The organism is Paractinoplanes polyasparticus (assembly GCF_019710575.1).
In the GTDB taxonomy this organism is placed as follows: domain Bacteria; phylum Actinomycetota; class Actinomycetes; order Mycobacteriales; family Micromonosporaceae; genus Actinoplanes; species Actinoplanes polyasparticus.
Window position 1 is genome coordinate 140993 of record NZ_JAHWFK010000001.1, and the last position, 23212, is coordinate 164204.

Annotated in this window: 25 protein-coding genes; 18 read left to right on the forward strand and 7 right to left on the reverse strand. The window is 70.1% G+C overall.

The features are described from left to right. Positions 1-40 precede the first annotated feature (40 nt). From KXC43_RS00650 to KXC43_RS00660, 3 genes are read left to right on the forward strand one after another with little or no spacing between them, the layout of a single operon-like run. Positions 41-853, forward strand: a complete 813-nt coding sequence (locus tag KXC43_RS00650) for an ABC transporter ATP-binding protein (RefSeq protein ID WP_255643282.1) — start codon at positions 41-43, stop codon at positions 851-853. 8 nt (positions 854-861) lie between these two features. Further along, complete coding sequence (locus tag KXC43_RS00655) at positions 862-1623, forward strand: ABC transporter permease (protein ID WP_221373866.1); 762 nt, start codon at positions 862-864, stop codon at positions 1621-1623. 46 nt (positions 1624-1669) lie between these two features. Next, complete coding sequence (locus KXC43_RS00660) at positions 1670-2479, forward strand: MerR family transcriptional regulator (RefSeq protein WP_221373867.1); 810 nt, start codon at positions 1670-1672, stop codon at positions 2477-2479. A 2-nt stretch (positions 2480-2481) separates the two neighbouring features. Here KXC43_RS00660 and KXC43_RS00665 read toward each other — a convergent pair whose 3' ends face one another. Further along, positions 2482-2871 (reverse strand): YbaB/EbfC family nucleoid-associated protein, encoded by a 390-nt coding sequence (locus tag KXC43_RS00665; protein WP_221373868.1) that lies wholly within the window; start codon positions 2869-2871, stop codon positions 2482-2484. A 34-nt stretch (positions 2872-2905) separates the two neighbouring features. On the opposite strand from KXC43_RS00665, the gene KXC43_RS00670 reads away from it, so the two are divergent. Genes KXC43_RS00670 through KXC43_RS00685 form a run of 4 tightly spaced genes read left to right on the forward strand, consistent with a single transcriptional unit; the run spans position 2906 to position 6028 of the window. Continuing rightward, positions 2906-3481 carry a hypothetical protein gene (locus KXC43_RS00670; RefSeq protein WP_221373869.1) on the forward strand — a complete coding sequence of 192 codons (576 nt, stop codon included), beginning with the start codon at positions 2906-2908 and terminating at the stop codon, positions 3479-3481. Between the two features lie 4 nt (positions 3482-3485). Next, positions 3486-3797: a hypothetical protein gene (locus KXC43_RS00675; RefSeq protein ID WP_221373870.1), complete on the forward strand. Its 312-nt coding sequence runs from the start codon at positions 3486-3488 to the stop codon at positions 3795-3797. Continuing rightward, positions 3794-4585 (forward strand): WXG100 family type VII secretion target, encoded by a 792-nt coding sequence (locus KXC43_RS00680; protein ID WP_221373871.1) that lies wholly within the window; start codon positions 3794-3796, stop codon positions 4583-4585. Before KXC43_RS00675 ends, KXC43_RS00680 begins: the two co-directional genes overlap by 4 nt. A gap of 45 nt (positions 4586-4630) precedes the next feature. Continuing rightward, positions 4631-6028: a tetratricopeptide repeat protein gene (locus tag KXC43_RS00685; protein WP_221373872.1), complete on the forward strand. Its 1398-nt coding sequence runs from the start codon at positions 4631-4633 to the stop codon at positions 6026-6028. Here the strand turns inward: KXC43_RS00685 and KXC43_RS00690 are convergent. Both KXC43_RS00690 and KXC43_RS00695 read right to left on the reverse strand, forming a co-directional pair. Beyond that, positions 5998-6645 carry a biliverdin-producing heme oxygenase gene (locus tag KXC43_RS00690; protein WP_221373873.1) on the reverse strand — a complete coding sequence of 216 codons (648 nt, stop codon included), beginning with the start codon at positions 6643-6645 and terminating at the stop codon, positions 5998-6000. The genes KXC43_RS00685 and KXC43_RS00690 overlap by 31 nt on opposite strands. 105 nt (positions 6646-6750) lie before the next feature. Next, positions 6751-7401 carry a PepSY domain-containing protein gene (locus KXC43_RS00695; protein WP_221373874.1) on the reverse strand — a complete coding sequence of 217 codons (651 nt, stop codon included), beginning with the start codon at positions 7399-7401 and terminating at the stop codon, positions 6751-6753. A 332-nt stretch (positions 7402-7733) separates the two neighbouring features. On the opposite strand from KXC43_RS00695, the gene KXC43_RS00700 reads away from it, so the two are divergent. The 9 genes from KXC43_RS00700 (at position 7734) to KXC43_RS00740 (ending at position 18271) form a co-directional block, all read left to right on the forward strand. Further along, the gene (locus KXC43_RS00700) at positions 7734-9680 is read left to right on the forward strand and encodes a methyl-accepting chemotaxis protein (protein WP_221373875.1); all 1947 of its coding nucleotides are present in this window, start codon (positions 7734-7736) and stop codon (positions 9678-9680) included. A gap of 16 nt (positions 9681-9696) precedes the next feature. After that, the gene (locus KXC43_RS00705; protein WP_221373876.1) at positions 9697-11271 is read left to right on the forward strand and encodes a chemotaxis protein CheW; all 1575 of its coding nucleotides are present in this window, start codon (positions 9697-9699) and stop codon (positions 11269-11271) included. A 13-nt stretch (positions 11272-11284) separates the two neighbouring features. Further along, on the forward strand, positions 11285-12334 hold the full coding sequence (cheB, locus tag KXC43_RS00710) for a chemotaxis-specific protein-glutamate methyltransferase CheB (RefSeq protein WP_221373877.1): 1050 nt from the start codon (positions 11285-11287) through the stop codon (positions 12332-12334). A gap of 23 nt (positions 12335-12357) precedes the next feature. Then, the gene (locus tag KXC43_RS00715; protein ID WP_308128910.1) at positions 12358-12957 is read left to right on the forward strand and encodes a HEAT repeat domain-containing protein; all 600 of its coding nucleotides are present in this window, start codon (positions 12358-12360) and stop codon (positions 12955-12957) included. Continuing rightward, positions 12954-13829, forward strand: coding sequence for a CheR family methyltransferase (locus KXC43_RS00720; protein WP_221373878.1), 876 nt, complete (start codon positions 12954-12956; stop codon positions 13827-13829). The genes KXC43_RS00715 and KXC43_RS00720 overlap by 4 nt, the downstream gene beginning before the upstream one ends. Further along, positions 13826-14212 carry a response regulator gene (locus tag KXC43_RS00725; RefSeq protein WP_221373879.1) on the forward strand — a complete coding sequence of 129 codons (387 nt, stop codon included), beginning with the start codon at positions 13826-13828 and terminating at the stop codon, positions 14210-14212. The genes KXC43_RS00720 and KXC43_RS00725 overlap by 4 nt, the downstream gene beginning before the upstream one ends. After that, a complete protein-coding gene (locus KXC43_RS00730) occupies positions 14209-16575 on the forward strand; it encodes a chemotaxis protein CheA (protein WP_221373880.1) in 2367 nt (788 codons plus the stop codon). The genes KXC43_RS00725 and KXC43_RS00730 overlap by 4 nt, the downstream gene beginning before the upstream one ends. A gap of 252 nt (positions 16576-16827) precedes the next feature. Next, positions 16828-17199: a response regulator gene (locus tag KXC43_RS00735; protein ID WP_221373881.1), complete on the forward strand. Its 372-nt coding sequence runs from the start codon at positions 16828-16830 to the stop codon at positions 17197-17199. A gap of 76 nt (positions 17200-17275) precedes the next feature. Beyond that, positions 17276-18271, forward strand: coding sequence for a methyl-accepting chemotaxis protein (locus KXC43_RS00740; protein ID WP_308128911.1), 996 nt, complete (start codon positions 17276-17278; stop codon positions 18269-18271). 10 nt (positions 18272-18281) lie between these two features. Here KXC43_RS00740 and KXC43_RS00745 read toward each other — a convergent pair whose 3' ends face one another. Further along, positions 18282-19550 (reverse strand): HAMP domain-containing sensor histidine kinase, encoded by a 1269-nt coding sequence (locus tag KXC43_RS00745; RefSeq protein WP_221373883.1) that lies wholly within the window; start codon positions 19548-19550, stop codon positions 18282-18284. Further along, positions 19547-20224 carry a response regulator transcription factor gene (locus KXC43_RS00750; protein ID WP_221373884.1) on the reverse strand — a complete coding sequence of 226 codons (678 nt, stop codon included), beginning with the start codon at positions 20222-20224 and terminating at the stop codon, positions 19547-19549. Before KXC43_RS00750 ends, KXC43_RS00745 begins: the two co-directional genes overlap by 4 nt. A 103-nt stretch (positions 20225-20327) precedes the next feature. On the opposite strand from KXC43_RS00750, the gene KXC43_RS00755 reads away from it, so the two are divergent. Both KXC43_RS00755 and KXC43_RS00760 read left to right on the forward strand, forming a co-directional pair. After that, positions 20328-20813, forward strand: coding sequence for a septum formation initiator (locus KXC43_RS00755; protein WP_221373885.1), 486 nt, complete (start codon positions 20328-20330; stop codon positions 20811-20813). A gap of 85 nt (positions 20814-20898) precedes the next feature. Further along, positions 20899-22056 carry an alkaline phosphatase PhoX gene (locus tag KXC43_RS00760; RefSeq protein WP_221373886.1) on the forward strand — a complete coding sequence of 386 codons (1158 nt, stop codon included), beginning with the start codon at positions 20899-20901 and terminating at the stop codon, positions 22054-22056. Here the strand turns inward: KXC43_RS00760 and KXC43_RS00765 are convergent. Both KXC43_RS00765 and KXC43_RS00770 read right to left on the reverse strand, forming a co-directional pair. Next, positions 22053-22307, reverse strand: coding sequence for a hypothetical protein (locus KXC43_RS00765; RefSeq protein ID WP_221373887.1), 255 nt, complete (start codon positions 22305-22307; stop codon positions 22053-22055). The genes KXC43_RS00760 and KXC43_RS00765 overlap by 4 nt on opposite strands. Positions 22308-22391: 84 nt before the next feature. Beyond that, entirely contained in the window at positions 22392-23177 is a 786-nt protein-coding gene (locus KXC43_RS00770; RefSeq protein ID WP_255643287.1) for a cyclase family protein, read from the reverse strand. Between the last annotated feature and the right edge of the window lie 35 nt (positions 23178-23212).

Sequence of the window (23212 nt, forward strand, 5' to 3'; positions counted from 1 at the left end):
CTTGACCATGACGCGGCGTCAACCCTCCATGCTGCTTGTCATGAGCATCCTTCCGGCAAGCGACCGGGCTCACGGGCCTGCGATCCACGTGCAAGGCCTGGAGAAGTCGTACAAGCAGCTGAAGGTTCTGCGCGGCGTGGATCTCGATGTGGCGCGGGGCAGCGTCTTAGCTCTGCTCGGCTCGAACGGCGCGGGCAAGACCACGGTGGTGAGGATCCTGTCGACGTTGCTCCGGGCCGACGCCGGAACCGCCCGGGTCAACGGCTTCGATGTCGCGACACAGGCCGCCGGCGTCCGCGAGTGCATCAGTCTCACCGGGCAGTTCGCGGCGGTCGACGAGATCCTCAGCGGGCGGGAGAACCTCGTCCTGGTCGCCCGGCTGAGGCATCTCAAGGACCCGGGCCAGGTCGCGGACAGCCTGCTGAGGCGCTTCTCGCTGACCGAGGCGGCCACCCGGAGGGTAGCGACGTACTCCGGGGGCATGCGCCGCCGGCTGGACATCGCGATGAGTCTCATCGGGACTCCGCCGGTCATCTTCCTCGACGAGCCGACGGCCGGGCTGGACCCGGAGGCGCGCGTCGAGGTGTGGCAGGCCGTCAGGGAACTCGCCGAGAGCGGCACGACCGTGCTGCTCACCACTCAGTACCTGGAGGAGGCCGAACAGCTGGCCGACCGGATCGCGATCCTCCACCAGGGCCGGATCATCGTCCACGGCACCCTGGCCGAGCTCAAGCAAATGCTGCCGCCGGCCACGGTCGAGTACGTCGAGAAGCAGCCCTCCCTCGAAGACGTCTTCTTCGCGGTCGTCGGCAACGCCGGCCAAGAGGCCACGACCGAGTCGAACAGGAAGTAAGAACGACAATGGCCACACATTTCCTCAGCGACACCGCCGTCCTCACCGGACGGACCATGCGCCACGTCACTCGCAGCCTGGACACCATCGTCACGACCGCGATCACACCGATCGCCATGATGCTGCTGTTCGTCTACGTGTTCGGCGGCGCGATCGACACCGGGACGGTCTCGTACGTGAACTACCTGCTGCCCGGCATCCTGCTCATCACCATCGCGTCCGGCATCTCGTACACCGCCTTCCGGCTCTTCGGCGACATCCAGGGCGGAATCTTCGAGCGATTCCAGTCCATGCCGATCGCCCGATCGGGCGTGCTGTGGGCGCACGTGCTGACCTCGCTGGTCGCCACGGTGATCTCGCTCGTGGTCGTCGTCGGCGTCGCGCTGCTCATGGGTTTCCGCTCGGGCGCCGGAGTGCCGGCCTGGCTCGCGGTCACCGGCATCCTGCTCCTGTTCACCCTGTCGTTGACGTGGACGGCCGTGATTCCCGGTATCACCGCGAAGACCGTGGACGGCGCGAGCGCGTTCGCCTACCCGCTCATCTTCCTGCCGTTCATCAGCTCGGCGTTCGTACCCACCGACACCATGCCCGGCCCGGTACGCGCCTTCGCCGAGAACCAGCCGGTGACGTCGATCGTCAACACGATCCGTGGGCTGCTCACCCAGCAGCCGGTCGGCGACGGCATCTGGACCGCCCTCGCCTGGTGCGCCGGCATCCTCGTCGTCGCCCACGTCGTCGCCACCATCGTCTACCGTCGCCGGATCTCCTGAGCGGCGCCGACCGGGTCCGGGCAGGTTCGAGGGCAGGATCTACAGCATGCTGAGGATCGGTCAACTGGCGGCGTATGCCGGCGTCACGGTGCGAGCGGTGCGGCACTACCACCAGATCGGACTTCTGCCCGAGCCGGAGCGAGATGCCTCGGGCTACCGGCGGTACGGCGCCATGGCAGCCGTTTCCCTTATCAAGATCCGCACCCTGGCCCACGCCGGCGTGCCGCTGTCGCGGATCGGTCCGATGCTCGAAGCCGACGCCTCGACCTTTGCCGAAATGATCCGGCGGATCGATGCCGACCTGCGCGACGAGGTCGAACGGCTGGAGACCAGTCGCAAGCAGATCGCGCAGCTCACTGCCGGGGACAGTCTGGTGCTCCCACCGGAGGTGACCTCCTACCTCGATCGACTCCGGCAGATCGGGGCCTCGGACCGGATGGTCGACGGCGAGCGAGACGGGTGGATCCTGCTGGCGGCGCGCTGGCCCGACCACATCCACGAAGTCATGCCCGCGAAACACGCCCAGCTCGACAACCCGCACCTCGTCCGGCTCTATCGGCTTCTGTCGGAGATCAGCGAAAGCGACGCCGGCGACGACGACCCGCGGCTGGAGGAAGCCGCCGACATCATGGCCGGCCTGGCCGAGCACGCGCACGCCGCCGGCGAGGCCGACCTCAGCGAGGAAGCGGACGACGATCTACCGTTCGGCCTTCTGGACGCACTCGCCTTCGAGTCCGATCCGCGGGCCCAGCGGATGCTGGACCTGATGCGGGAGCGCGGCTGGGCCAGCTGGACCCGGAGCCGTCCGGAGCGGCTGGCGGAACCGCCGGACCAGCCTCCGGGCAGGTCCTCCTGACCCTAGCGGAGGTCGGGGCGGCGCATCAGCCGGTCGAGGTCGTCGGTCAGGGCGTCCAGGCGGCGGATGCCGTCGTCGATCGTGTCGCCGGTGGGGCGGGACTCGAGGATCGGGGCCATGATGGCGTCGGTCTGCGTGGCGTAGTCGGCCTGGGCGGCGCTGATCGCGGCCACGATCTCGTCGGTGAGGTCGTCGAGCGGCAGTCCCGCCGCGTCGGGGTCGAGGCGCAGCTCGAGCACCTTGCCGCCGGGGCCGGTGCGGGCCCGGGCGTAACGCTGCGGCGACATGCCCTCGCCGGCCGCGGCGGCCATGTCGGCCTGCATCCGGCTGACCCGGTCGAGCTGTTCCTGGGCGTACGCCGCGAGGTCGGTGAAATCGTGGAACTGCGGCATCGAGGGCCTCCCGCGGACATGCCATTCTGGTGCGATGGCGGTGAAGGACTACACCACGAAGGTCGCGCCCGCGTTCGACGGCCTGCTGCCCGACGGCGAACGGCTGCTCGCCGCCGCGCCGCTGGTGCAGGACCCCGGCACGACCGAGGACGCCTCGGTGCGCGACGAACTGATCGACCTGCTGGACCCGACCATCCTAGTGGGACTCGGCACCTTCCCCGGCAACGCGGTGCAGCAGGCCGTCTGGGGCCGCGCGGTCATCGGCCCGCCGGGCACCCAGGGGCGGCTCTTGCACGCGGCCATCGGGGCTGTGACCTCCCCCGCCGTGGCGGTGACCGACCGGCGCCTGCTGATCGTGGAGATCGATGTGGTTCCACGGGCGCAGAGCGGCCCGGGAAAGTGGTTCGGTCCGTCCGACCAGGTCGCACGGGAGAGGTACGGGGTGGACAAGGTGGCTATCCTGGGTGCCGTCGCGGCCCCGGCCGGGGCTCTGCGCCGCGGACGGCTGCTGGCCGGCTTCCGCGACGGGTCGGGCTGCATGCTGGTCTGTTCCCCGCCGAGCCTGGCGCCGGCGGTGGTCGAGGCGATCGGAGCACCCAGGGGGGAATAGCAGCGTGGGACAGCCGGTACAGGTCTATCTGGATTCGCTGTCCAGGTACGCCGCCGCGATGGACGAGCTGAGCGCGTCCTTCGACACCACCCGCCGCCTGCTGGTCGAGGCCGACGTGACGGAGGACAGCTTCGGCCTGCTCCCCGACTCGCGGGACTGCGCCGAGGTCTACGAGCAGCGCACCACCGACGGCCTCGAGACGCTGCGCAACGGCGCCGACGCGTTCGCCGACCTGAGCGACGCGTTCCGCGAGCTGCGCGAGGACTACGAGCGCACCGACCAGGCCGCCGCCGACCGTCTCGGAGCGGGCAAGTGACCCGGGCCCCCAGCGGCGCCGACCGCATCGAGCAGTGGCTGGGCCCGGCCGGCGAGGCCTACTCGGTCATCAAGCCGATCGTCGCGTTCCTGTCCGACCCGCTCGACTCCGTGACGGGCGACCCCGATCAGTTGCGCGCGAAGGCCGAGGCCTGGCGGGCCGCCGCCACCCAGCTCGAGCAGCACGCCGAGGCCGAGCTGGCCGCCCGTACGGACCTGTTGTCCTACTGGGAGGGTGACGCGGCCGCCGCCTTCAACCAGGAGCTGACCGAGGTCAACCAGTCGTTCGCCGAGATCGCCGAGCACTTCCGGGTGACCGCCGAGCTGCTCGACGGCTCGGCCGAGGCCGCCGCCCAGGCCCAGCACCTGGTCGAGCAGATCGTCCGCGAGCTGATCGCCTGGCTCATCGTGACGATCATCGTCGCGCTGGCCTCCTCGTTCATCACCGCCGGAGCGTCCCTGGCGGCGGGCGCCGCAGCCGGCGGCATCGAGGCCGCCGTGGCCGGCACCCGCGCCGCCACGGTCGGCATGAAGCTGGCCACCCTGTTGCGCAAGGTCGCCGCGTTCCTCAAGAAGATGAGCGAGTTCGCCAAGGCCTACAAGCTCACCAAGATCCGCAGCGTGGGCGCCAAGAACTGGGTCGGCGCCCGCTACGCCACCAAGGAGGGCTACCAGCTCCTGGCGACCAACTGGGTGATCAAGAAGGCCATCGTGCAGCCCACGCTCGGCCCCTCGATCGACAAGGTCACCGGCGCCGACGCGACGTGGAAGCTGCCGCAGGTCTTCTAGGCGCGCGCTCGACGACCGCCCTCGCCAACCACCCAAGGAGACCCGATGGTTCAGGCCCACGATCCGATCCGGATCTTCGTCGCGATGCCGGGATCCGACATGGGCCCGAAGGCGAAGTGGACTCATATCGACAGCATCAAGGCCGAGCTGCTGGAACCGGTACGCGCCCGGCTGGCCGCCGACACCGGCCGCGAGGTCGAGCTCTACATCGAGAAGGACAAGTTCCAGATCGGCCCCATCCACAAGTCGATGTTCACCGAGGCGCTGGTGGCCGACGTCTACATCGCCGATCTGACCGGCGCCAACCCGAATGTCTACCTCGAACTGGGCGTGCGGTGGGCGTTGCGCGACGCGGTGACGATCCCGATTGCGCAGGATCCGCGGGACGTCCTGTTCAACGCCCAGCCGAACCGCATGGTCATCTACGGGCAGAACATCGACGAGAAGGGTGCGGCGATCGAGAAGATCGTCAAGGCCGCGTTGCTGGGCCTGACGTCCAAGGGAGTCGTCGACAACCCGGTCCGGGAGTCGCTCGACGTGGTGATGGTCCCGCGAGCCGAACTGGCCGGCCTCCATCAGGCGATTGAAGATCTCCGGAGTCAGCGGGCGGACGACCTCATCGAGATCGCGTTGCGGACGACGTCCCCCGACGACCAGATCAATTACCTGCGGGAAGCGCTGACACGTAATCCGGTGCACCGGGACGGCTGGTACGAGCTCGGGACGCGGCTACGCCGGCAGAGCCGTTACCCGGAAGCGATCGGAGCCCTCGACGAGCTCGTCCGCCTGTACCCGGACGACGCCGACGGCTGGCGCGAACTCGGCGTGGCGGCCAGCAAGAACGGCGAGCTCGATCGGGCGAGCGCCGCACTGAACGAGGCAGTCCGGTTGAACCCGGCCGACGGGGAGGCGTGGTCGAATCTCGGCGGGATGGAGCGGCGCCGCGCTCGCACCTCGACCCCGGGTGTTTTCCTCGGCGAGCGCCTGACCGAGGCGATGAACGCATACCACCACGCGGCGAAGATCAGAGAGAACGACACCTACCCGTTGATGAACGAGGCTCGGATCAAGCTCCTGCTGGGAGCGAACGACGACCGTCTCCGAGCGGAAGCGTTGGACAGCCTGGCGAAGCTGGAGCTCCTGGCCCGCTATCAGGTGCAGTCGTCCTCGCCCGAACGGCACTGGAAGCACTACGACCTCGCCGACACTCTGCTGTTGCGGGGCCGGACAGCCGACGGGCTGGCCGCGGTCGAGGACGCCATCGCGGCCACACCCCGGGACGAGTTCCGATCGACGCTGTCCTCGGTGGTCGAGCCGCTCCGCGACTTTCTCTCGGTGCCGAACTCCCTCGATCAGGAAGCCGCGGAGGCGGTCCGGGCAGCGGTCGCCCGTTATGAGGAGGCGATCTCCGCTCAGGCGGCCGAGGCGACATCCGACGGATAGCTCATTCCCATCTCGACGAAGAGCGCGGCGTTGAGCTTGAACGCGTACTGCGACTCGGCCAGCAGGTCGTCCAGCGCGGCCGGGGCCAGCACGGACGGCAACAGGTCGAGGCGCTCGCGGTACGCGGTCTTGTAGGCCTTGGCGTCGGGGATCCCGTCGAAGGTGTAGAACGACACGCCTTCGGCGCCCAGTCCGTACGTACGGGAGACCGACCGGCCCACCATGAGGCCGCCGCTGAGATCGCCCAGGTAGCGGACGTAGTGGTGGGCGATGAAGTGCGCCGGCGAGGTGTGGCAGTACTCGCGGAGGCGCTCGACGTAGCGGGTGGTGGCCGCCAGGGGTTCGACCGCCGCCGCGCCGAGGTGGGCCACGTCGGCCTTGAGTGAGGGCACCCGGGCCAGTACGGGATCGGCGAAGCCGGCTGCCACGACGTCGGCCCGCATGGACGCGGAGGCGGCCTCCAGCTCGCGGTAGATGAGCAGGTACTGCGCGGTCAGGGCGGCATACCCGGCGTACGGGACTTCGCCCTTCATCAGGCGCGCGATGAAGCTGCGGGTCTCGGCTTCACGGTGCTCGGCCATGGTGGCACGGCGGATCCGGACGGCGAAGTCGTTCATGTCCCACAGCCCTTCGGGTCTACGTCTTAGGTAAGCCTCACCTGAAACGCACCGCCAACGCAAGATCATGCGGGGCTTGACATTCCTTCCGTACGGCGCTGAGCGTCAGTCGTCGTCGCCGTGTCGGTCGTCGTCGCCGCGGCCGTGGTGGTCGTCGTCGCGGTCGTCATTGCCGTGGCGGCCGCTGTCGTCGCGGGCGTCGTCGCCGCCCCGGCCGCGGTCGTCGTCGCGGTCGCGGTCGTCGTCGCGGTCGTGGTCGGTCACGGCGCCGGTCCTGCGGTCGATGTCGAGGTCGTGCTCGACACCCTGGAAGTAGACCTCGATCTCCCAGACGGCCCGGCCGTGCTCGGTCTCCGCCTCCACCTTGGTCACCCGGCCACCGCCCACGGTGGACAGCGCCTTGGCCCGGGCCTGCTCGGCCGAGATCGAGGCCGCCGCGGCGCCGGCCGCGCTGCCCAGGCCCGACGACGCCGAGCTGCTGCTGGTCCGCGGGCTCGGCGTGACCGACCCCGGCTCGGCGGTGACGAACGGCGACGGAGTGGAGTCGTCGTCGAGGCTGCCGTCGCCACGGAAGGTCCCTGCGGCCGAGGCGGACGAGGCGGGTGCGGACGGTGAGGACGGTGAGGAGGACGCGCTGGGCGAGGCGAACGGCGACGGGGTCGAGCTGTCGTCCCCGCCGGCCGCGAGGGCAGTGCTCGTGAGGCCGATGACGGCCGCGGCTCCGGCGGCGGCGGCGATGACGTACGAGCGCTTCATGATGTTTCCTCCCGGTTGTTTGCGCTGACACCAGGAGACTCCCGCGTTCTCGGATAGCGGCGCGCCACAAGATCCCTAAGGCGCGGTTAAGGAACGTTCCGGACGGGTCGGCACACGCAGCCGAGCCCATCCGAATTCCGAAACGGATATCCCGATACTGCACCCGGGCGGAACCTTCGCCGTCGAAGTAGCTCTATTTCTCCGCTGGCCGCGGGCTGCCGGTGCCAGGATTCCGGTAGGTGAGGAAGGCCAGTTCACCAGCGGTTTTCCCCGACTCCAGTGGTCCATGACGCACATGCGTACGGCAGTTACAAGAGAGGGGATGCCACCCCATGCCTTTGACGACGAGCTCCGCCAACGGGCGGGCCACCGATCACGCGCGGACCGCCCGGCCGGTGTCAGCGCCGGTCGCGACCAAGGCGGTTCGCGGCGGTGACACCGACGCGAACCGGCGCCAGGCCCGTTCGGTGGCGAAACAACAGCAGGCGGCCGAACGGATCGCCGCCGCGACCGCCGAGATCTCCGCCCAGAACGCCGAGGCCGCCGAGGCCTCCCGCCAGCTCACCGAGTCGATGCAGCAGATCTCAGCCGGCGCCGAGGAGGCGTCGGGTGCGACTCAGCAGAGTCTCGCCGCGATGAACCAGGTCGAGGAACGGGTCGGGCGCCAGGAACAGACCACCCAGGAGATCGCCCAGCTCAGCCAGGCGCTGCAGAATCTGCTCAACGAGACCCGCACCGGGATCAACGGCCTGCTGGCGAACGTGGACAGCGCCGCCACCCGCCAGAGCACCTCGGTCGTGACGATCACCGAGCTGGAGAAGCAGGCCGACGAGATCGGCGAGATCGTCAAGACGGTCGCGCACATCGCCGACCAGACGAATCTGCTGGCGCTGAACGCCGCGATCGAGGCTGCTCGGGCGCGCCAGCACGGCAAGGGCTTCGCCGTGGTGGCGGACGAGGTCCGTACTCTCGCCGAGACCAGCGAGCGCAGCGCACGGCAGATCCGGGACCTCATCGACGAGGTTCGCGAGGGAGTCACCGCGATCGCCTCGGGTGTGCAGCAATCGGCCGACACATCCCGCGGTGAGGTGGAGAAGGGTAAGACCATCACCTCGCAGCTCGAGAGCATCCGCGCCGACATGGGCACTATCATGACGGGCGCCACCGAGATGGCGACCGCGGCGCAGGAGTCGCGGCGGTCCGCGGGCATGGCCAAGAGCCTGTCCGAGCAGATCGCGGCGGCGGCGGAACAGCAGTCCGCGGCGTGCGAGGAGTCCCTGCAGACGGTCGGCCAGCAGACCCAGGCCCTGCGGCAGAGCGAGCAGGCCGCGGAGGAGCTGTCGGAGATCTCCGAGGGCCTGCGAAGCAGCACTGACATCAACAAGAGCGCCGAGGAGGTCGCGGCCGCGGCCGAGGAGCTGTCGGCGGCCGTCGAGGAGATCAACCGCGCGGCCACCCAGATCAACACGGCGATCACCCAGATCAACACGGGCGCCCGCACGGCCGCCGAGAAGGGTCAGCAGACCGCTGAGGCGGTCAACCAGATCGAGCAGGGCGCCCAGCTCTCCGCGAGTCGTGGCGGCTCGGCGGTCGAGCGGTCGGACATCATTCTCACGTCGCTCGGCGAGAACAAGTCAGCGGTCGACTCGATGATCGAGGCGATCGGGACGGCGGCCCGGGACGGCATCGAGAACGTCCGCCGGGTCAGTGAGTTGGAGCAGATCTCCCGCCGGATCGACAAGATCGTGGACGCCATCGCGAACGTGTCCATCCAGACCAACATGCTGGCGGTCAACGGGTCGGTCGAGTCGGCGCGGGCCGGCGAGTTCGGCAAGGGCTTCGCGGTGGTCTCCACGGACATCCGCAACCTGGCCCGGGACTCGGCGGACAACGCGGACCGCATCAAGGACCTGGTCAAGGCGGTGCAGGACCGTATCGTCGAGGTCCGCAGTGACCTCGAGGAGACCAGCCGGCAGGCGCTTGCCGAGGCGGAGGCGGCCAAGGCCACCACCGCCCGGCTCGAGGAGATCGAGCGCGACATGCAGCAGGTCCGGGCCGGGAACTCGGAGGTCAAGGAGTCGGCCCAGCAGATCGCCGACGTGCTCGGCGAGGTGAAGACCGGCCTCGAGCAGATCTCCACGGCTGCCAGTGAGGCCGAGCAACTGGCCGCGCAGGCGTCGACCGCGGCCCGCGAGCAGGCGCAGGGGGCCGAGGAACTGGCCGCCGCGGTCGAGGAGATCGCAGCCCTCGCCGACGAGTTGCAGAACGTCGGCTCCTAGGCAAGGGGACGCACTGATGAGCAGTGACGAGGATCTGACGGCCGACGACGAAACCATCGACGACGACAACGGCTATGTCACGTTCGACATGGCCGGGGAGCGGTACGCCATCCCGATGAGCCGGGTGCAGGAGATCATCCGGATGCCCGCCGTGGTGAAGGTGCCGCTCGGCCCACCCTCGCTGGAGGGCCTGGCCAACCTGCGGGGCCGGGTGCTGCCGGTGGTGAGCCTGCGGGACTGCTGCAACATGGAGCAGGCGGCTCACGACGAGACCACCCGGGTGATCGTGGTGGACGGCGGCGTGCCGCTCGGCTTCGTGGTCGACCGCGTGGCCAGTGTGATCAGCGTCGACCCGGCCGCGATGGAGTCGGGCGAGTCGGTGCAGTCCACCGTGCGCTCCGACGTGCTGGTCGGCGTGATCAAGGCGGACGGCGGCGACATGACGACGATCCTCGACGTGGACCGTCTGGTGGGCAGCCAGTTCGACCACCTCGAGTCCCAGGCCCGGAGCACGGACAAGGCGGCGGTGAGCCGGCCGATGAGCGAACGCGACGACGCGGACGCCGAGCTGGACGACACGCTCGAGCTGGTCAGCTTCGCGGTGCAGGGTCAGGAGTACGCGCTGCCGATCGACCAGGTGCAGGAGATCGTGCAGGCGCCCGAGTCGATCAGCCACGTGCCGAACGCCGGCAGCCGCGTGCTCGGCGTGATCGACCTGCGGGGGCGGCTGCTCCCGGTGGTGAGCATGCGGCGGGTGTTCGGCCTGCAGGTCACGCCGCTGGAGCCACAGAACCGGATCGTCGTCGTCTCGATCGACGGTGGCGTTGTCGGCGTCGTGATGGACACGGTCCGCGAGGTGCTCCGCGTACCGCACCAGCTGGTGGCTCCACTGCCGGGGTTCATGGCGGGAGACGGCCGCAGGAGTGAGGTCGAGTCGGTCTGCCGGCTCGAGGACGGCAAGCGTCTGGTCTCCGTCCTCAGCGTCAACCGGATGTTCGACTCCCCGGAGGTACGCAACGAGATCGCCGAGCACCGGGGGCACGACGACCCGCCACAGACGGACGAGGAGCAGGGAATGGCCGACGACGGCAGGGGCGACGAGGAGTTGTTCGTCGTGTTCCGGCTCGACAACGAGGAGTACGCGGTCGACGTCGACACCGTTCAGGAGATCATCCGGGTTCCGGAGGCGCTGATACGGGTGCCGAAGTCCTTCGACTTCGTCGAAGGGCTGGTCAATCTGCGCGGCACGGTCCTGCCGGTGGTCGACCTGCGCACCCGGCTGGGCCTGCCCCGCGGCGAGCGCGACGAGCGTCAGCGCATCGTCGTGCTGATCATCGGCGGGGTGCGCACCGGCTTCATCGTGGACTCGGTGGCCGAGGTGGCCCGGGTCGGCCGGCAGGTGCTGGAGCCGGCCCCGCAACTCTCGGCCGAGCAGGCCCGCCTCGTCTCGCGGGTGGCGAACCTGCCCGAGCAGAAGCGGATGCTGCTGCTCGTCCAGGTCGACCAGTTGCTCGCGGCCGAACAGGCCGCGGCCCTGGAGGAGGCCACGCTGATCGAAGCCGTTCCCAGCGACGACCTTGTCGCCGTCTGAGCGGAGGGTTCGAGTGCCAACCACATCCGTTCTGGTGGTCGACGACTCAGCGTTGATGCGCCGCGCGGTCAAGGGCATCCTCGAGGAGGCCGGCTTCGAGGTCCACACGGCTCGCAACGGCGTCGATGCCCTGGAACAGCTGACCCGCGTACGACCGGATGTCGTGACCCTCGACATCAACATGCCGGAGATGGACGGCATGACCTGCCTTGCCAAGATCATGGCGGAGCAGCCCACCCCGGTCGTCATGCTGTCGTCGCTGACCGAGAAGAACGCGCTGATCACGTTCGAGGCGCTCGAGCTCGGCGCCGTGGACTACGTGGCCAAGCCGGGCGGCACGGTCTCGCTCAACATCGACGAGGTCGGCGCCGAGATCGTCGGCAAGGTCCGCGCCGCGGCGACGGCGCGGATCAGCCGGGCGCACGGCCTGCGCGAGCGCCTCAGGTCCGCGCCCGCGCGGCCGGCCGCAAACCGACCCGGCCAGGGCGGCCCGGTCGACCTGGTGCTGATCGGTTCGTCGACCGGCGGTCCCAACCTGCTCGCCGACCTGCTGCCGCGGCTGCCGGCCACCTTCGGCGCCCCGGTGGTCGTCGCGCAGCACATCCCGGCGTCGTTCACCGCGACCCTCGCGCGCCGGCTGGACGACCTCTGCCAGCTGCGGGTGCACGAGGTCGACCGGATCATGAACGTGCAACGGGGTCACATCTATCTGGGCCGGGGCAGCAACGACGTGGTCGTGGCCCGGCGCACGGACGGCCTGATCGTCAAGAGTGTGCCGGCCGGCGCCGAGTACCGCTGGCACCCGAGCGTGGATCGCCTGGTCAGCTCGGCGCGCCGGCACGTGCCGGCCGAGCGTCTGGTCTGCACCCTGCTGACCGGCATGGGCGACGACGGCGCGGCCGAGATGGCCGAGGTGCACGCCGGTGGCGGCCGGACGATCGCCGAGTCCGAGGAGACGGCCGTGGTGTGGGGCATGCCGGGCGAGCTGCACCGGCGGGGCGGAGCCACCGTCACCCTGCCGTCGTACGACATCGCGGAACGCATCGCCGACTGGGTCCGCTGACCGAAGAACTGAGGGGAGACATCGTGGGACTCGTCCGCCGCGACGCGCCACCGCCTGAGGAGACGGCCGCACCGCCGACCACCGGAACCTTGATGAGGCAGCTCGACGACGCCGACCCGGACTGCCGCCGGGAAGCGGCGCTCGGTCTCGGCGGTGTCGCCGAGGCAGTGCCGGCGCTCCTGCGCCGGATCGCCGTCGAAACCGAGCCCCTGGTCCGTGACGCCGTGCTGACGACGCTCGCGGCACACGACACCGCGAAGGTGGCCGACGGCCTCGGCGGGCACCTGGCCAGCGATGACGCCGGCTTGCGGACGGCCGCGGCCGAGGCGCTGGCCACCATGCCGGTCTCGGTGCCGGCGATCATCCCGGGTCTGCTCACCGATCCCGACCACGACGTCCGGGTGATGACCGCGATGGTGCTGGCCGACCTGCCACATCCCGAGTCCCAGGCCTGGCTGGCGCAAATGATCGCCGAGGACGCCCACCCGAACGTGGTGACCGCGGCCATCGACGCGTTGCTGCCGTCCCTCGGCCCCGAGCACCATGATCTGTTGCGCGCCGCCGTGCAGCGATTCCCGGACGACCCGTTCCTGCGGTTCACGGTCGAGGCGGCCCTGCGATGACCAGTGCGGCCACGGCCGGAGCCGGGCTGAGCGAGGCGGACTTCGAGAAATTCCGGGAGTACTTCTACAAGCGCACCGGGATCCAGTTCACCGCGGCCAAGCGCTACTTCGTCGACAAGCGCATCGACGCGTGCATCCGCGACTCGCCGTACGACACGTTCACCTCCTGGTTCGCGGCGCTGCGGCTCAACGACCGGCCCGAACTGCTGCAGGAACTGATCAACCAGCTCACGGTCAACGAGACGTACTTCCTGCGGGAGGACTATCAGTTCGACTCGATGCTGCGGACGGTGCTGCCGGACGTGCTCGCGATGCGGGGCGGGCCGAACCGCATCGTCGGACCGGTCAAGATCCTCTCCTTGCCGTGCTCGACCGGCGAGGAGCCGTACTCGATCGGCCTGCGGCTGCTCGAGGAGTGGGACCTGATCGACCGGGTCGACGTGGAGATCCACGGCGCGGACATCGACAGCGAGGTTCTCCTCCGGGCCCGGCACGCCAGCTACGGCGAGCGCTCGCTGCAACGCGTGCCGGCGAAGTGGCGCGCCAAGTACTTCACCTCGGTCGGCACGGGTCGCTATCAGCTCGACGAGGGCATCCGTGGTGCTGTCACGCTGCACCAGGTCAACGTGTGCGACACCCTCGCGATGCGGGCGTTCCGCGAGTTCGACGTGATCTTCTGCCGCAACGTGCTCATCTACTTCGACGAGCTGTCCAGCCGGCGGGCGGCCGAGAACCTGTACGGCGCCATGCGCCCCGGCGGCTACCTCTTCCTCGGCCACTCCGAGTCGATGAGCCGCATCTCGCCGATCTTCACGCCGACGCGACTGCCCGAGGGCATCGTCTATCAACGACCGATCGGAGCCAACCGATGACCGACAAGCGTCCCAAGGTGCTGGTGGTGGACGACGCCGCGACGGTGCGGCTCTATCACAGGACACTGCTGGACAACGCCGGCTTCGAGGTCGCCGAGGCAGCCAACGGGCTCGAAGCGGTCGAGGCAGCCCTGTCCACCGCGTTCGACCTGTTCGTCATCGACGTCAACATGCCGAAGATGGACGGCTACGCCTGCGTCGAGACCCTGCGGTCCGAGACGGTGGGCACACCGGCGCCGGTCCTGATGATCAGCACCGAGGACCGCCCGGGCGACGCCGACCGGGCGTACGCCGCCGGGGCGAATCTCTACCTGGTCAAGCCGGTCGACGCGGAACGCCTGGCCCGGGTCGCCCGCATGCTCACCGCCGGAATCGCCGCATGAACCCGCTCCTCGCCCAGTTCCTCGCCGAGGCCGCCGACCTGCTGAGCCAGGTCGACGAGGGGCTGCTGGAACTGGAACGCGACCCGAGCGACCCGGAACTGGTCAACGAGGTGTTCCGGGCGGCCCACACGTTCAAGGGGTCGTCCGGCCTGTTCGACTTCCCCGAACTGACCCGGCTCACGCACGCCGCCGAGGACCTTCTCGACGCCGTACGCTCCGGGAAACTCTCGCTCGACTCGGGCATGACCGACGATCTGCTGGCCGCGTTCGACCTCATCCGCGGCTGGCTCGCGCACGTGACCACGCACGAGCGGCTGCCCGCGACCGCCGGGCCGGCCGGGCAGAGCCTGATCGTCAAGTTGCGCGGTCCGCTCGGCGGTGAGCAGGCGACGGTCAACCCGGATGTGGCTGCTGCGCTTGCCGGCCCGGTGATCGACCGGGCGCCGGATTGGCTGGCCCTGTTCGACCCGGAGTGGCTGGAGAAGACCGCGACCTGGCTGAGCTCCACCTCGGCGACGATGCGTTTCGTGCGGTTCACCCCGGACCAGGGCTGCTTCTTCCGGGCGGAGGACCCGCTGCACCTGGTCAGCCAAGTGCCGGCGCTGGCCAAGCTGGATCTGATCCAGCCCTTCGAATGGCCGCCCGCGGAGGAGTACGACGAGTACGCGTGCCTGATCGGCTTCGCGCTGGCGACGCGAGCCGCGCGGGGCGAGCTCGACTACCTCTTCCGTTACGTGCCCGACCAGATCGAGATCGTCGAACTGAACGGCGACGCGATCCACCGCTACGTCGCCGGGGAGGAACCGCCCCAGCCTCGCGCCGACGAAGCCGTGGTCGCGGCCGTGGCGCAGTCGCATACGGAGAACCTCGAGCTCGCCCGGGACGCGCACGCGATCCTCGCCGCCGCCCAGCGCTCGCTGGCCCTCGAGGGGTCCGTGTCCGGCGTCCGGCTCAGTGCGGTGGCCCGTTCGGTAGCGGCCGCGGCGGCCGCGCTCGGCGTTCCGGTCGATACCGCCGACCCGGACGTCGAAACGCTGAAGGCTCAGGTCGCGAACCTGCTGACCGAGGTTCGTCCCACCCCGGCCGATGCTCCGCCCACCCCGCCGCCGCCACCGCCGGCCGAACGGGCCCCCGTCGACCGCGGCCGCGCCGACGACCCCGGCGGCCAGGTCGGCACCCGCATCCTCAAGGTCGACCAGGAGAAGGTCGACCACCTGATGGAGCTGGTGGGCGAGCTCAACGTCGCCAAGAACGGCTTGACCTTCCTGGCCGACGCGGCCGAGGAGGAGTTCGGCAGCCGGGTGCTCAGCCGCCGGATCAAGGACCAGTACTCCGGCCTGCACCGGATCGCCGAGGAGCTCCAGGCGGCCGTGATGGACGTGCGGATGCTGCCCCTGTCGGTCGCTTTCTCCCGGTTCCCCCGCCTGATCCGCGACCTCTCCCGCCGGCTCGGCAAGACCGTCGAGCTGGTCACCGAGGGCGAGGACACGATGGCCGACAAGGACGTGATCGAGGCACTCGGCGATCCGCTGGTCCACCTGGTGCGCAACAGTCTCGACCACGGGATCGAGACCTCCGCCGACAGGGAGGTTGCCGGTAAGCCGCCGGCCGCCAGGATCACTCTGACGGCGGTGGCCGACGGGGACGCCGTGATCGTCGAGATCGCCGACGACGGGCGGGGCATCGACCCCGCCAAGGTCAAGCACAAGGCGTACGAGAAGGGTCTGATCAGCGAGGAGGAGCTGGAGACCCTGACCGACTCGGACGCCGTCGACCTGGTGTTCCGGCCCGGCTTCTCGACGGCCGATCAGGTGTCCGACCTCTCCGGCCGCGGCGTCGGCATGGACGCCGTGCGGGCCAGCGTCGAGAAGCTGGGCGGCGCCGTCACCATGCGCTCCCAGCTCGGCCGCGGGACCTCCACCCGGCTGCGGTTGCCCCTCTCGATGGCGGTGACCCAGGTGATGGTGGTCAGCGTCGCCGGCCAGCGCTTCGGCATTCCCGTCGACCTCGTCGTGGAAACGGTCCGGGTGCCGTCCGCGGAGCTGGGCCGGGTGCTGCACCAGGACGTGGTGGTGCTCCGCGGCGAGGTGGTGCCGGTCATCGACCTGGCCCGGGCGCTCGACATGCCCTGGACCCCGGACCCGGCCGCCGACCGGGCGATCCTCATCGTCAGCATGCACGGCCAGCGCGTCGGCCTGCTCGTGGAGCAGTTCCACCGCGAGGTCGACGTGATCCTCAAGCCGATGGAAGGGCTGCTCGCCTACGCGGACGAGTTCTCCGGCACGGCCCTGCTCGGCGACGGACTTGTTCTTCTGGTGCTCAACATGAAGGAGGTGCTCAGCCTTGCCGCTCGAGCTCAGTGAGACGACAGCGACCCTGAGTGACGTCGTGACGGTCGACGAGGTGGAGCCGCTGGTCGCGTGGCTGCGGATCACCAGCAAGCCCAAGGTGAATCTGCGGCGATGCAACCATTTGCACACCGGCGCGCTCCAGGCCCTGCTGCTTTTCCAGCCGAGGATTACCTCGTCACCAACGGACGCCTTCTTGGCTACGCAGGTGCTGCCACTGCTCAGGGGGAGCAGTGGGGGGCCCGTTCTACCAGAGAGTGAACCTCCATGACCACTGTGATGCTCGTCGACGACTCCGCCACCATGCTCATGAGCCTGAAGTCGATCCTGACCAAGGCCGGCTACACCGTCGAGACCGCCGGGCACGGCAAGGAAGCCATGGACAAGCTGTCCAAGGGCGTCAAGCCCAACCTGATCATCAGCGACGTCAACATGCCGCAGATGGACGGGATCACGTTCGTCCGCGAGGCGCGCAAGGCGCCCGGGATGCGTTTCACCCCCATGCTCATGCTGACCACCGAGTCCGAGCAGACCAAGCGGAACGAGGCCAAGACCGCCGGCGCCACCGGCTGGCTGGTCAAGCCGGTCGCGCCCGACCAGCTCCTCGGTGTGATCAAGCAGGTCGTTCCCGGCGCCTGACGGCGCCCTCCTGGAGGTTCCGATGTCCCGCCTTCTCCGCCGCCGGCCGGCGTCGTCCGCACCCACGGATTCCCGGGTGCAGACGGACGTTGTGGCCACCGGGCTGAAGGATGTGCCGGCCTGCTGCGAGGTCGTCGGCGCACACATCAGCGACGTGATCGAGCAGACCGGAGAGGCCGCCGCATCGATCGTCGAGCAGATGATCAAGGTCGACGGGCTGGCCGAGGAGACGGCGGCCAACGTCGCCCGGCTCGCCGGCACGCTCGGGCGCACGGAGGCGGAACTGAGTCAGGCCACCTCGTCGAACGACCAGCTCGTGGATCGGCTGGTGCGGTACTTCCTGTATCGCGACGAGCAGATCCGCGGGCTGGTCGACGAGATGCGCGGCCTCAGGCAGCACGTCGCCCAGATCGAGGAGGTCAGCCGGGCCACGAACATCCTCGCGTTGAACGCCATGATCGAGGCGATGCGGGCCGGGGACGCCGGCGAGGGTTTCGCAGTCGTCGCCGACGAGGTGCGCAAGCTCGCCGACCGCTCGAACAAGGCCGCGCACGGGATCGGCAGCAGCATCGCCGACCTGACCGGCCGGCTCGACGCGGTGCTCGCCGACGACTCGTCCTTCGAGAAGGACACGACGAGCGTCGCGCTGGAGACCGCCGACACCGCGATGACGCGCCGGCTCAGCGGCATCGCGAACGCCCAGCGCGAGCTGTCCGAGCTCGTGACCGGAGTTCTGCGCGACACGATGGAGGCGCTCCAGGACGCCGAGCAGAGCACCGGCGCGCTCACCGCGGAGACCACCGGAGCGGTCGGGCATGTGCAGTTCCAGGACATCACCCGCCAGTTGCTCGAACACGTCAGCGACGCTGTCGACCAGGTGCGACAGGCGACCGAGGACGTCATCGGCTACGCCGAAGGGTCCTTGCCGGAGGAGACCGTACGGGAACGGGCGATCTCGGTCGACGACCTGCGCGCCCGGCACGTCATGTCGCGGCAGCGGGTCACGCACGGCGATCACGCCGGTGGCGCGGCGGCGGTGTCGGACGACACGCCGATCATCGAGTTGTTCTGAGGAGCCGGCCTCAGGGCCGGCCGAGCAACATCGTCACCCTTGCTCCGTCCTCGCCGCCGGTGATCTCGAGCTGTCCGCCCGAGGCCTGGGCGGCCCGCCGGGCGATGTCCAGCCCCAGGCCCGTCGAGTCGCCGCCGCTGACGCCGCGCCTGATCAGGCCGGCCGGCATCCCCGGCCCGCGGTCGGCGATCGTGAGGACGACCCCGCCGGGCGCCTCCTCCAGCCGTACCGAGAAGGGGGTTTCGTCGGGGGTGTGGGCGAAGACGTTGCCCAGCAGCGCGTCGACCGCCGCGGCCAGTTCGTCGGCCGAGACCGCGACCGGCTGGGGCGCGGCCGCCAGGTCGATCGTCAGCGCGCGCCCGGTGTCCTCGGCCAGCACCTCCCAGAACGCCGCCCGGTCGGCCACCACGGCCGCCGCGTCGCACCGGGCGGGCTCGGCGTCGCCGTCGGTGCGTCGCCGGGCCTGCTGGATCAGCCCGCTCACGGCCCGTTCCAAAGCATCGGCGGCGGCGCTCAGCCGGGCACTTTCGTCCCGGTCCCGAAGGCCCTCCGCCTCCAGGCGCAGGGCGGTCAACGGCGTGCGCAGCCGGTGCGAGAGGTCGGCCACCTGTTCCCGTTCGGCCCGCAACAGCTCCTGGATGCGGCCGGCCAGATGGTTCAGGGCGCCGGCCACCTCCCGTACCTCCCGGGGGCCTTCGGGCGAGGCCCGCGCGGACAGCTCGGCGTTGGCCAACCGGTGGGACACGTCCGAGAGGTCGGTGATGGGCCGGACGATCGTCCGGGCCAGCCGGTCGGCCACGAACACGCCCAGCGCCACCAGCAGCGCGCCCAGCCCGAAGAGCACGACCCAGGACCGGGTCACTCCGGCCCCGGCCTCGGTCGGCGACACCAAGGTACGGATCACAGCCGGCCCGTCCGGGCGGCCCTGCACGGCCAGGACGATCTCGCGCCCGCCGCCCGACTCCACCGTGAGGCTCTGCCCGAGGGCAGCCAACTGCACTGCCGGCGTACGCGGTGAAGCCGTGCCCAGCACGGTGTCGCCGGGCAGAAAGACGGTGACGGGGCGACCGGTCGTGGCCGCGAGCTGCTCGACCGTGAGCCGCAGGTCGGCCGGATCCGCCGTGCCGACCTGGGTGACGATGCTCTGGATGTCGGCCGTCGCGCGCACGGTCGCCCTGTCCTGCGCGACCTGCCGCACGAGCAGGGCCAGCGGCACCAGGAAGGCGATCATCATGAGGCTGGTCGTGGCCAGCACGAGCAGGGTGAGCCGGCTCCTCACGGGGCGCCCAGCCGCACACCGACGCCCCGCACCGTGTGCAGGTAGCGCGGCGCGGTCGCGCTCTCCCCCAACTTTCGGCGGAGCCACGAAAGATGCACGTCGACGGTCTTGTCGGCCCCGCCGTACGGGATCTGCCACACCTCGGTCAGCAGCTCGCGCTTGGTGACCACCTGCCCGGCCCGGGTGGCCAGGTGGTGCAGCAGGTCGAACTCGCGCGGCGTCAGCTCGACGGTCGCCCCGTCGAGCCGCACCTGCCGCCCGGCCGGGTCGATCACCAGGTCACCCACGGTGATGGTCGGGTCGGCCTGCGGGGTGGCGCCACGCCGCAGCACCGCCCGGATCCGCGACTCGAGCTGGGCCGCGGTGAACGGCTTGACCAGGTAGTCGTCGGCCCCGGCGTCGAGGACACGGACGATCTCGGTCTCGTCGTCGCGCGCGGTCGCCACGATCACCGGCACCGAACTGACCGCGCGCAGCATCCGCAGCACCTCCCGGCCGTCCAGGTCGGGCAGGCCGAGGTCGAGGACGACCAGGTCGGGCCGATCGGTCAGGGCCGCCTGGACCCCCTCCATCGCGGTGGCGACGGACGCGACGGCGTGGCCGCGTTCCTTCAGCGCCCGCATCAGGGGCGTGCGGATGGTCGCGTCGTCCTCGATCAGTAACAGCCGGGCCATTGGCCCGAGGGTAGTCGGCCGGACCGCGTCCACCTGCGCTCTTAACCCTCCCTTAGTGTGCGGCCGGGACAGTCTTAGCCGTTGGTACGGCATAGTTCGGACCATGCAGTCCGTCAAGCCGCCGCGCCCCGTCGTCGTCGCCGCCGGGTGGCTCGCCGCCGCCCTGGTGGCCACGCTGGCCGGGCTGGGCGGCATCCGCCTGGTCGGCGACAGCCTCACCGGTACGCGGGGCGGGGTGGTCACCGAGCAGGACGTGGCCCGCGGGCTGGCCGCGGCAACGCCCACGACCGCCCCGGCTTCGTCGGCACCGCCGCGGCCGTCCGCTTCGCCGTCGTCGGAACGCCCGGCCGGGGCCGTCTTCTCGAGCGCCGGTGGCACCGTGACGGTGCGCTGCGAGGCCGGCGACCAGGCGTATCTGGACAGCTGGTCGCCGGCGCCGGGCTACCTGGTGCACGATTACGACCGGGGGCCGGACGACGACGTGGAGGTCCGCTTCGAGGGCTCGGACGGCCGCGTCGAACTCACGTTCCACTGCCTGGACGGGGCGCCCCAGCGCGAGCAGCGGTCCGGCGGCAATGACGACGATTGACAGCCGTCAATCGGATGCGCGGCGTTAACGCTTCGGCCAGCGACGGCCGACAGCCTTCTCAAGGACCGACCCTCGAGGAGGACTCATGGACCGTCGAACACTGCTGCGCGCCACCGTCGCCGGAGCCGGTGGGCTGGCTCTGCCGTTCACGGCCTGGCCGGCGGCGTACGCGGCGCCGGCGCAGAACGCGACCGGCCCCTACGGAGCACTGCGGGCGGCCGACGCCAACGGCATCCAGCTGCCGGCCGGCTTCACCAGCCAGGTGGTGGCGCGTTCGCGGCAGACGGTGCCCGGCACGTCGTACGTCTGGCACGACGCCCCCGACGGCGGCGCGGTGATCCCCAACGGCAGCGGCTGGGTGTACGTCTCGAACTCGGAGGTGTCCTCGTCGGCCGGGGGCGGCGCGTCGCGGATCGTCTTCAACGCGAACGGTCAGGTCACCGGCGCGTCGCGGATCCTGAGCGGCACCAACCAGAACTGCGCGGGCGGCAAGACACCGTGGAACACCTGGCTGTCCTGTGAGGAGGTCGGCCTGGGCCGGGTGTGGGAGACGTATCCGCTGGGCGGCTCGGCCGTCGTGCGGCCCGCGATGGGGCGTTTCAAGCACGAGGCGGCCGCGGCCGATCCCGTACGGCAGGTCATCTATCTCACCGAGGACGAGAGCGACGGCAAGTTCTACCGGTACATCCCGGCCACCTGGGGCAACCTGTCGGCGGGCACGCTCCAGGTCTTCCGCGCGGGCAGCGCCACCTCGGGCTCGTTCACCTGGGCCGACGTGCCCGATCCGGACGGCTCGCCGACGCAGACGCGCTATCAGGTGTCGGGGGCGAAGTCGTTCAACGGCGGCGAGGGCTGCCACTACGCCGAGAACACGGTCTGGTTCACCACCAAGGGCGACAACCGGGTCTGGCAGGTCAACCTCACGACCAATACGTACGAACTGGCGTACGACGACAATCTGGTCAGCCCGGGCACGGCTCCCCTGAGCGGCGTCGACAACGTGACCGGGACGGCGTCGGGCGACCTGTACGTGGCCGAGGACGGCGGCAGCATGGACATCTGCCTGATCACGCCGGACGACAAGATCTCGGTCTTCCTGCGGGTGACCGGGCAGGGCGCATCGGAGATCACCGGCCCGGCCTTCACACCGGCCGGCAACCGGCTCTATTTCTCGTCACAGCGCGGCGCCTCCGGAGCGTCCTCCGGGGGCATCACGTATTGCGTGACGGGCCCGTTCCGTTAAGACTTTCGGGCGTCCATGACAGCAGCGACCGCGGCGGTGGTGACCACTGCCGCGGTCAACGCGACACCCCGCAGGCCCCACGCGACCATGGCCACCGACAGCAGGCCCCACACCACGCCCGCGGTGACCAGCACGGTGATCAGCACCGGGCGGGGCCACCGGGGCCAGGGTGCGCGGCTCAGCGCGGGGTAATCCGTGGTCAGGCGGGCGACGATGTCGTCGAACTCCCTGCGCTTGTCCTCGGTGCTCATCCCGACCTCCTTGTCGAAGCACGCATGCTCCCCACCGCACTGTACGTCGAAGACGCGATGTTCGGTTCGAGAGATCTTCACTTTCTACCACCTCGCGAAGACACGAGCCTGTCCCCCGGACCCGTCCAGATACGGGATCAGGCCCACGGTCAGCGTCGCGCCACGGGGCGGGAGCCGATCGAGGTGGGCGAGGTTCTCGACCCCGTAGCGGTCGGCGCCCGTGAGGGCCAGGTGGGTCTCGAAGCCGGTCGAGACGCCGGGGTCGATGCTGAGGGTGTCGACACCCAGGCAGCGGATGCGGCGCTTGGTGAGCAGCCACTCGCAGGCCTCGACGCTGAAGCCCGGGAAGTGCAGCCCGCCCTGGGCATCGGTGCCGCGGTAGGCGTCGGCGTCGCCCGCCTTGGCGGCCCAGCCACTGTGCAGCAGCACGGCGGCGTCGCGCGGGATCCTTTCGTACCGGCGCTCGTACGCCACGAGGTCGGCCACCGTGACCGTGGTGTCGGGCTCGCGGGCGGCCCGGCGCGCGATGTCGATGACCACGGCCGGGCTGATCAGCTCGGCCAGGGCCAGCTCGGTCGAGGTGCGGCCGCCGGCGGTGAAGTGCGCCGGCGCGTCCACGTGGGTGCCGAAATGCTCGAGAATCGTCCATTCCTGCATGTAATAGCCGTCGGCCGGAATCGAGGTGACCGTACGGCGGGACGGCTCCTCCCCCGGCACGAAGGCGGGGAACGAGGGCGTCACCGGATGGGTGAGGTCCTGCAGCCCGGACTTCCGGACGGTTGCTTGTGCGGGAGCGGGCACCGCTACCGCGGCGGTCGTGGCGGCCGCGCCCAACAACAGTGAACGGCGAGTGACTTTGTCGACGCACATGGTCGCAATCTAGCCCCGCGATCACCCCTTCGGGC

Coding starts and splice junctions, on each gene's coding strand:
- KXC43_RS00650 (WP_255643282.1), top strand. CDS start 41: ATGAGCATCCTTCCGGCAAGCGACCGGGCTCACGGGCCTGCGATCCAC.
- KXC43_RS00655 (WP_221373866.1), top strand. CDS start 862: ATGGCCACACATTTCCTCAGCGACACCGCCGTCCTCACCGGACGGACC.
- KXC43_RS00660 (WP_221373867.1), top strand. CDS start 1,670: ATGCTGAGGATCGGTCAACTGGCGGCGTATGCCGGCGTCACGGTGCGA.
- KXC43_RS00665 (WP_221373868.1), bottom strand. CDS start 2,871: ATGCCGCAGTTCCACGATTTCACCGACCTCGCGGCGTACGCCCAGGAA.
- KXC43_RS00670 (WP_221373869.1), top strand. CDS start 2,906: ATGGCGGTGAAGGACTACACCACGAAGGTCGCGCCCGCGTTCGACGGC.
- KXC43_RS00685 (WP_221373872.1), top strand. CDS start 4,631: ATGGTTCAGGCCCACGATCCGATCCGGATCTTCGTCGCGATGCCGGGA.
- KXC43_RS00690 (WP_221373873.1), bottom strand. CDS start 6,645: ATGAACGACTTCGCCGTCCGGATCCGCCGTGCCACCATGGCCGAGCAC.
- KXC43_RS00695 (WP_221373874.1), bottom strand. CDS start 7,401: ATGAAGCGCTCGTACGTCATCGCCGCCGCCGCCGGAGCCGCGGCCGTC.
- KXC43_RS00700 (WP_221373875.1), top strand. CDS start 7,734: ATGCCTTTGACGACGAGCTCCGCCAACGGGCGGGCCACCGATCACGCG.
- KXC43_RS00705 (WP_221373876.1), top strand. CDS start 9,697: ATGAGCAGTGACGAGGATCTGACGGCCGACGACGAAACCATCGACGAC.
- KXC43_RS00720 (WP_221373878.1), top strand. CDS start 12,954: ATGACCAGTGCGGCCACGGCCGGAGCCGGGCTGAGCGAGGCGGACTTC.
- KXC43_RS00725 (WP_221373879.1), top strand. CDS start 13,826: ATGACCGACAAGCGTCCCAAGGTGCTGGTGGTGGACGACGCCGCGACG.
- KXC43_RS00730 (WP_221373880.1), top strand. CDS start 14,209: ATGAACCCGCTCCTCGCCCAGTTCCTCGCCGAGGCCGCCGACCTGCTG.
- KXC43_RS00735 (WP_221373881.1), top strand. CDS start 16,828: ATGACCACTGTGATGCTCGTCGACGACTCCGCCACCATGCTCATGAGC.
- KXC43_RS00750 (WP_221373884.1), bottom strand. CDS start 20,224: ATGGCCCGGCTGTTACTGATCGAGGACGACGCGACCATCCGCACGCCC.
- KXC43_RS00755 (WP_221373885.1), top strand. CDS start 20,328: ATGCAGTCCGTCAAGCCGCCGCGCCCCGTCGTCGTCGCCGCCGGGTGG.
- KXC43_RS00760 (WP_221373886.1), top strand. CDS start 20,899: ATGGACCGTCGAACACTGCTGCGCGCCACCGTCGCCGGAGCCGGTGGG.
- KXC43_RS00765 (WP_221373887.1), bottom strand. CDS start 22,307: ATGAGCACCGAGGACAAGCGCAGGGAGTTCGACGACATCGTCGCCCGC.
- KXC43_RS00770 (WP_255643287.1), bottom strand. CDS start 23,177: ATGTGCGTCGACAAAGTCACTCGCCGTTCACTGTTGTTGGGCGCGGCC.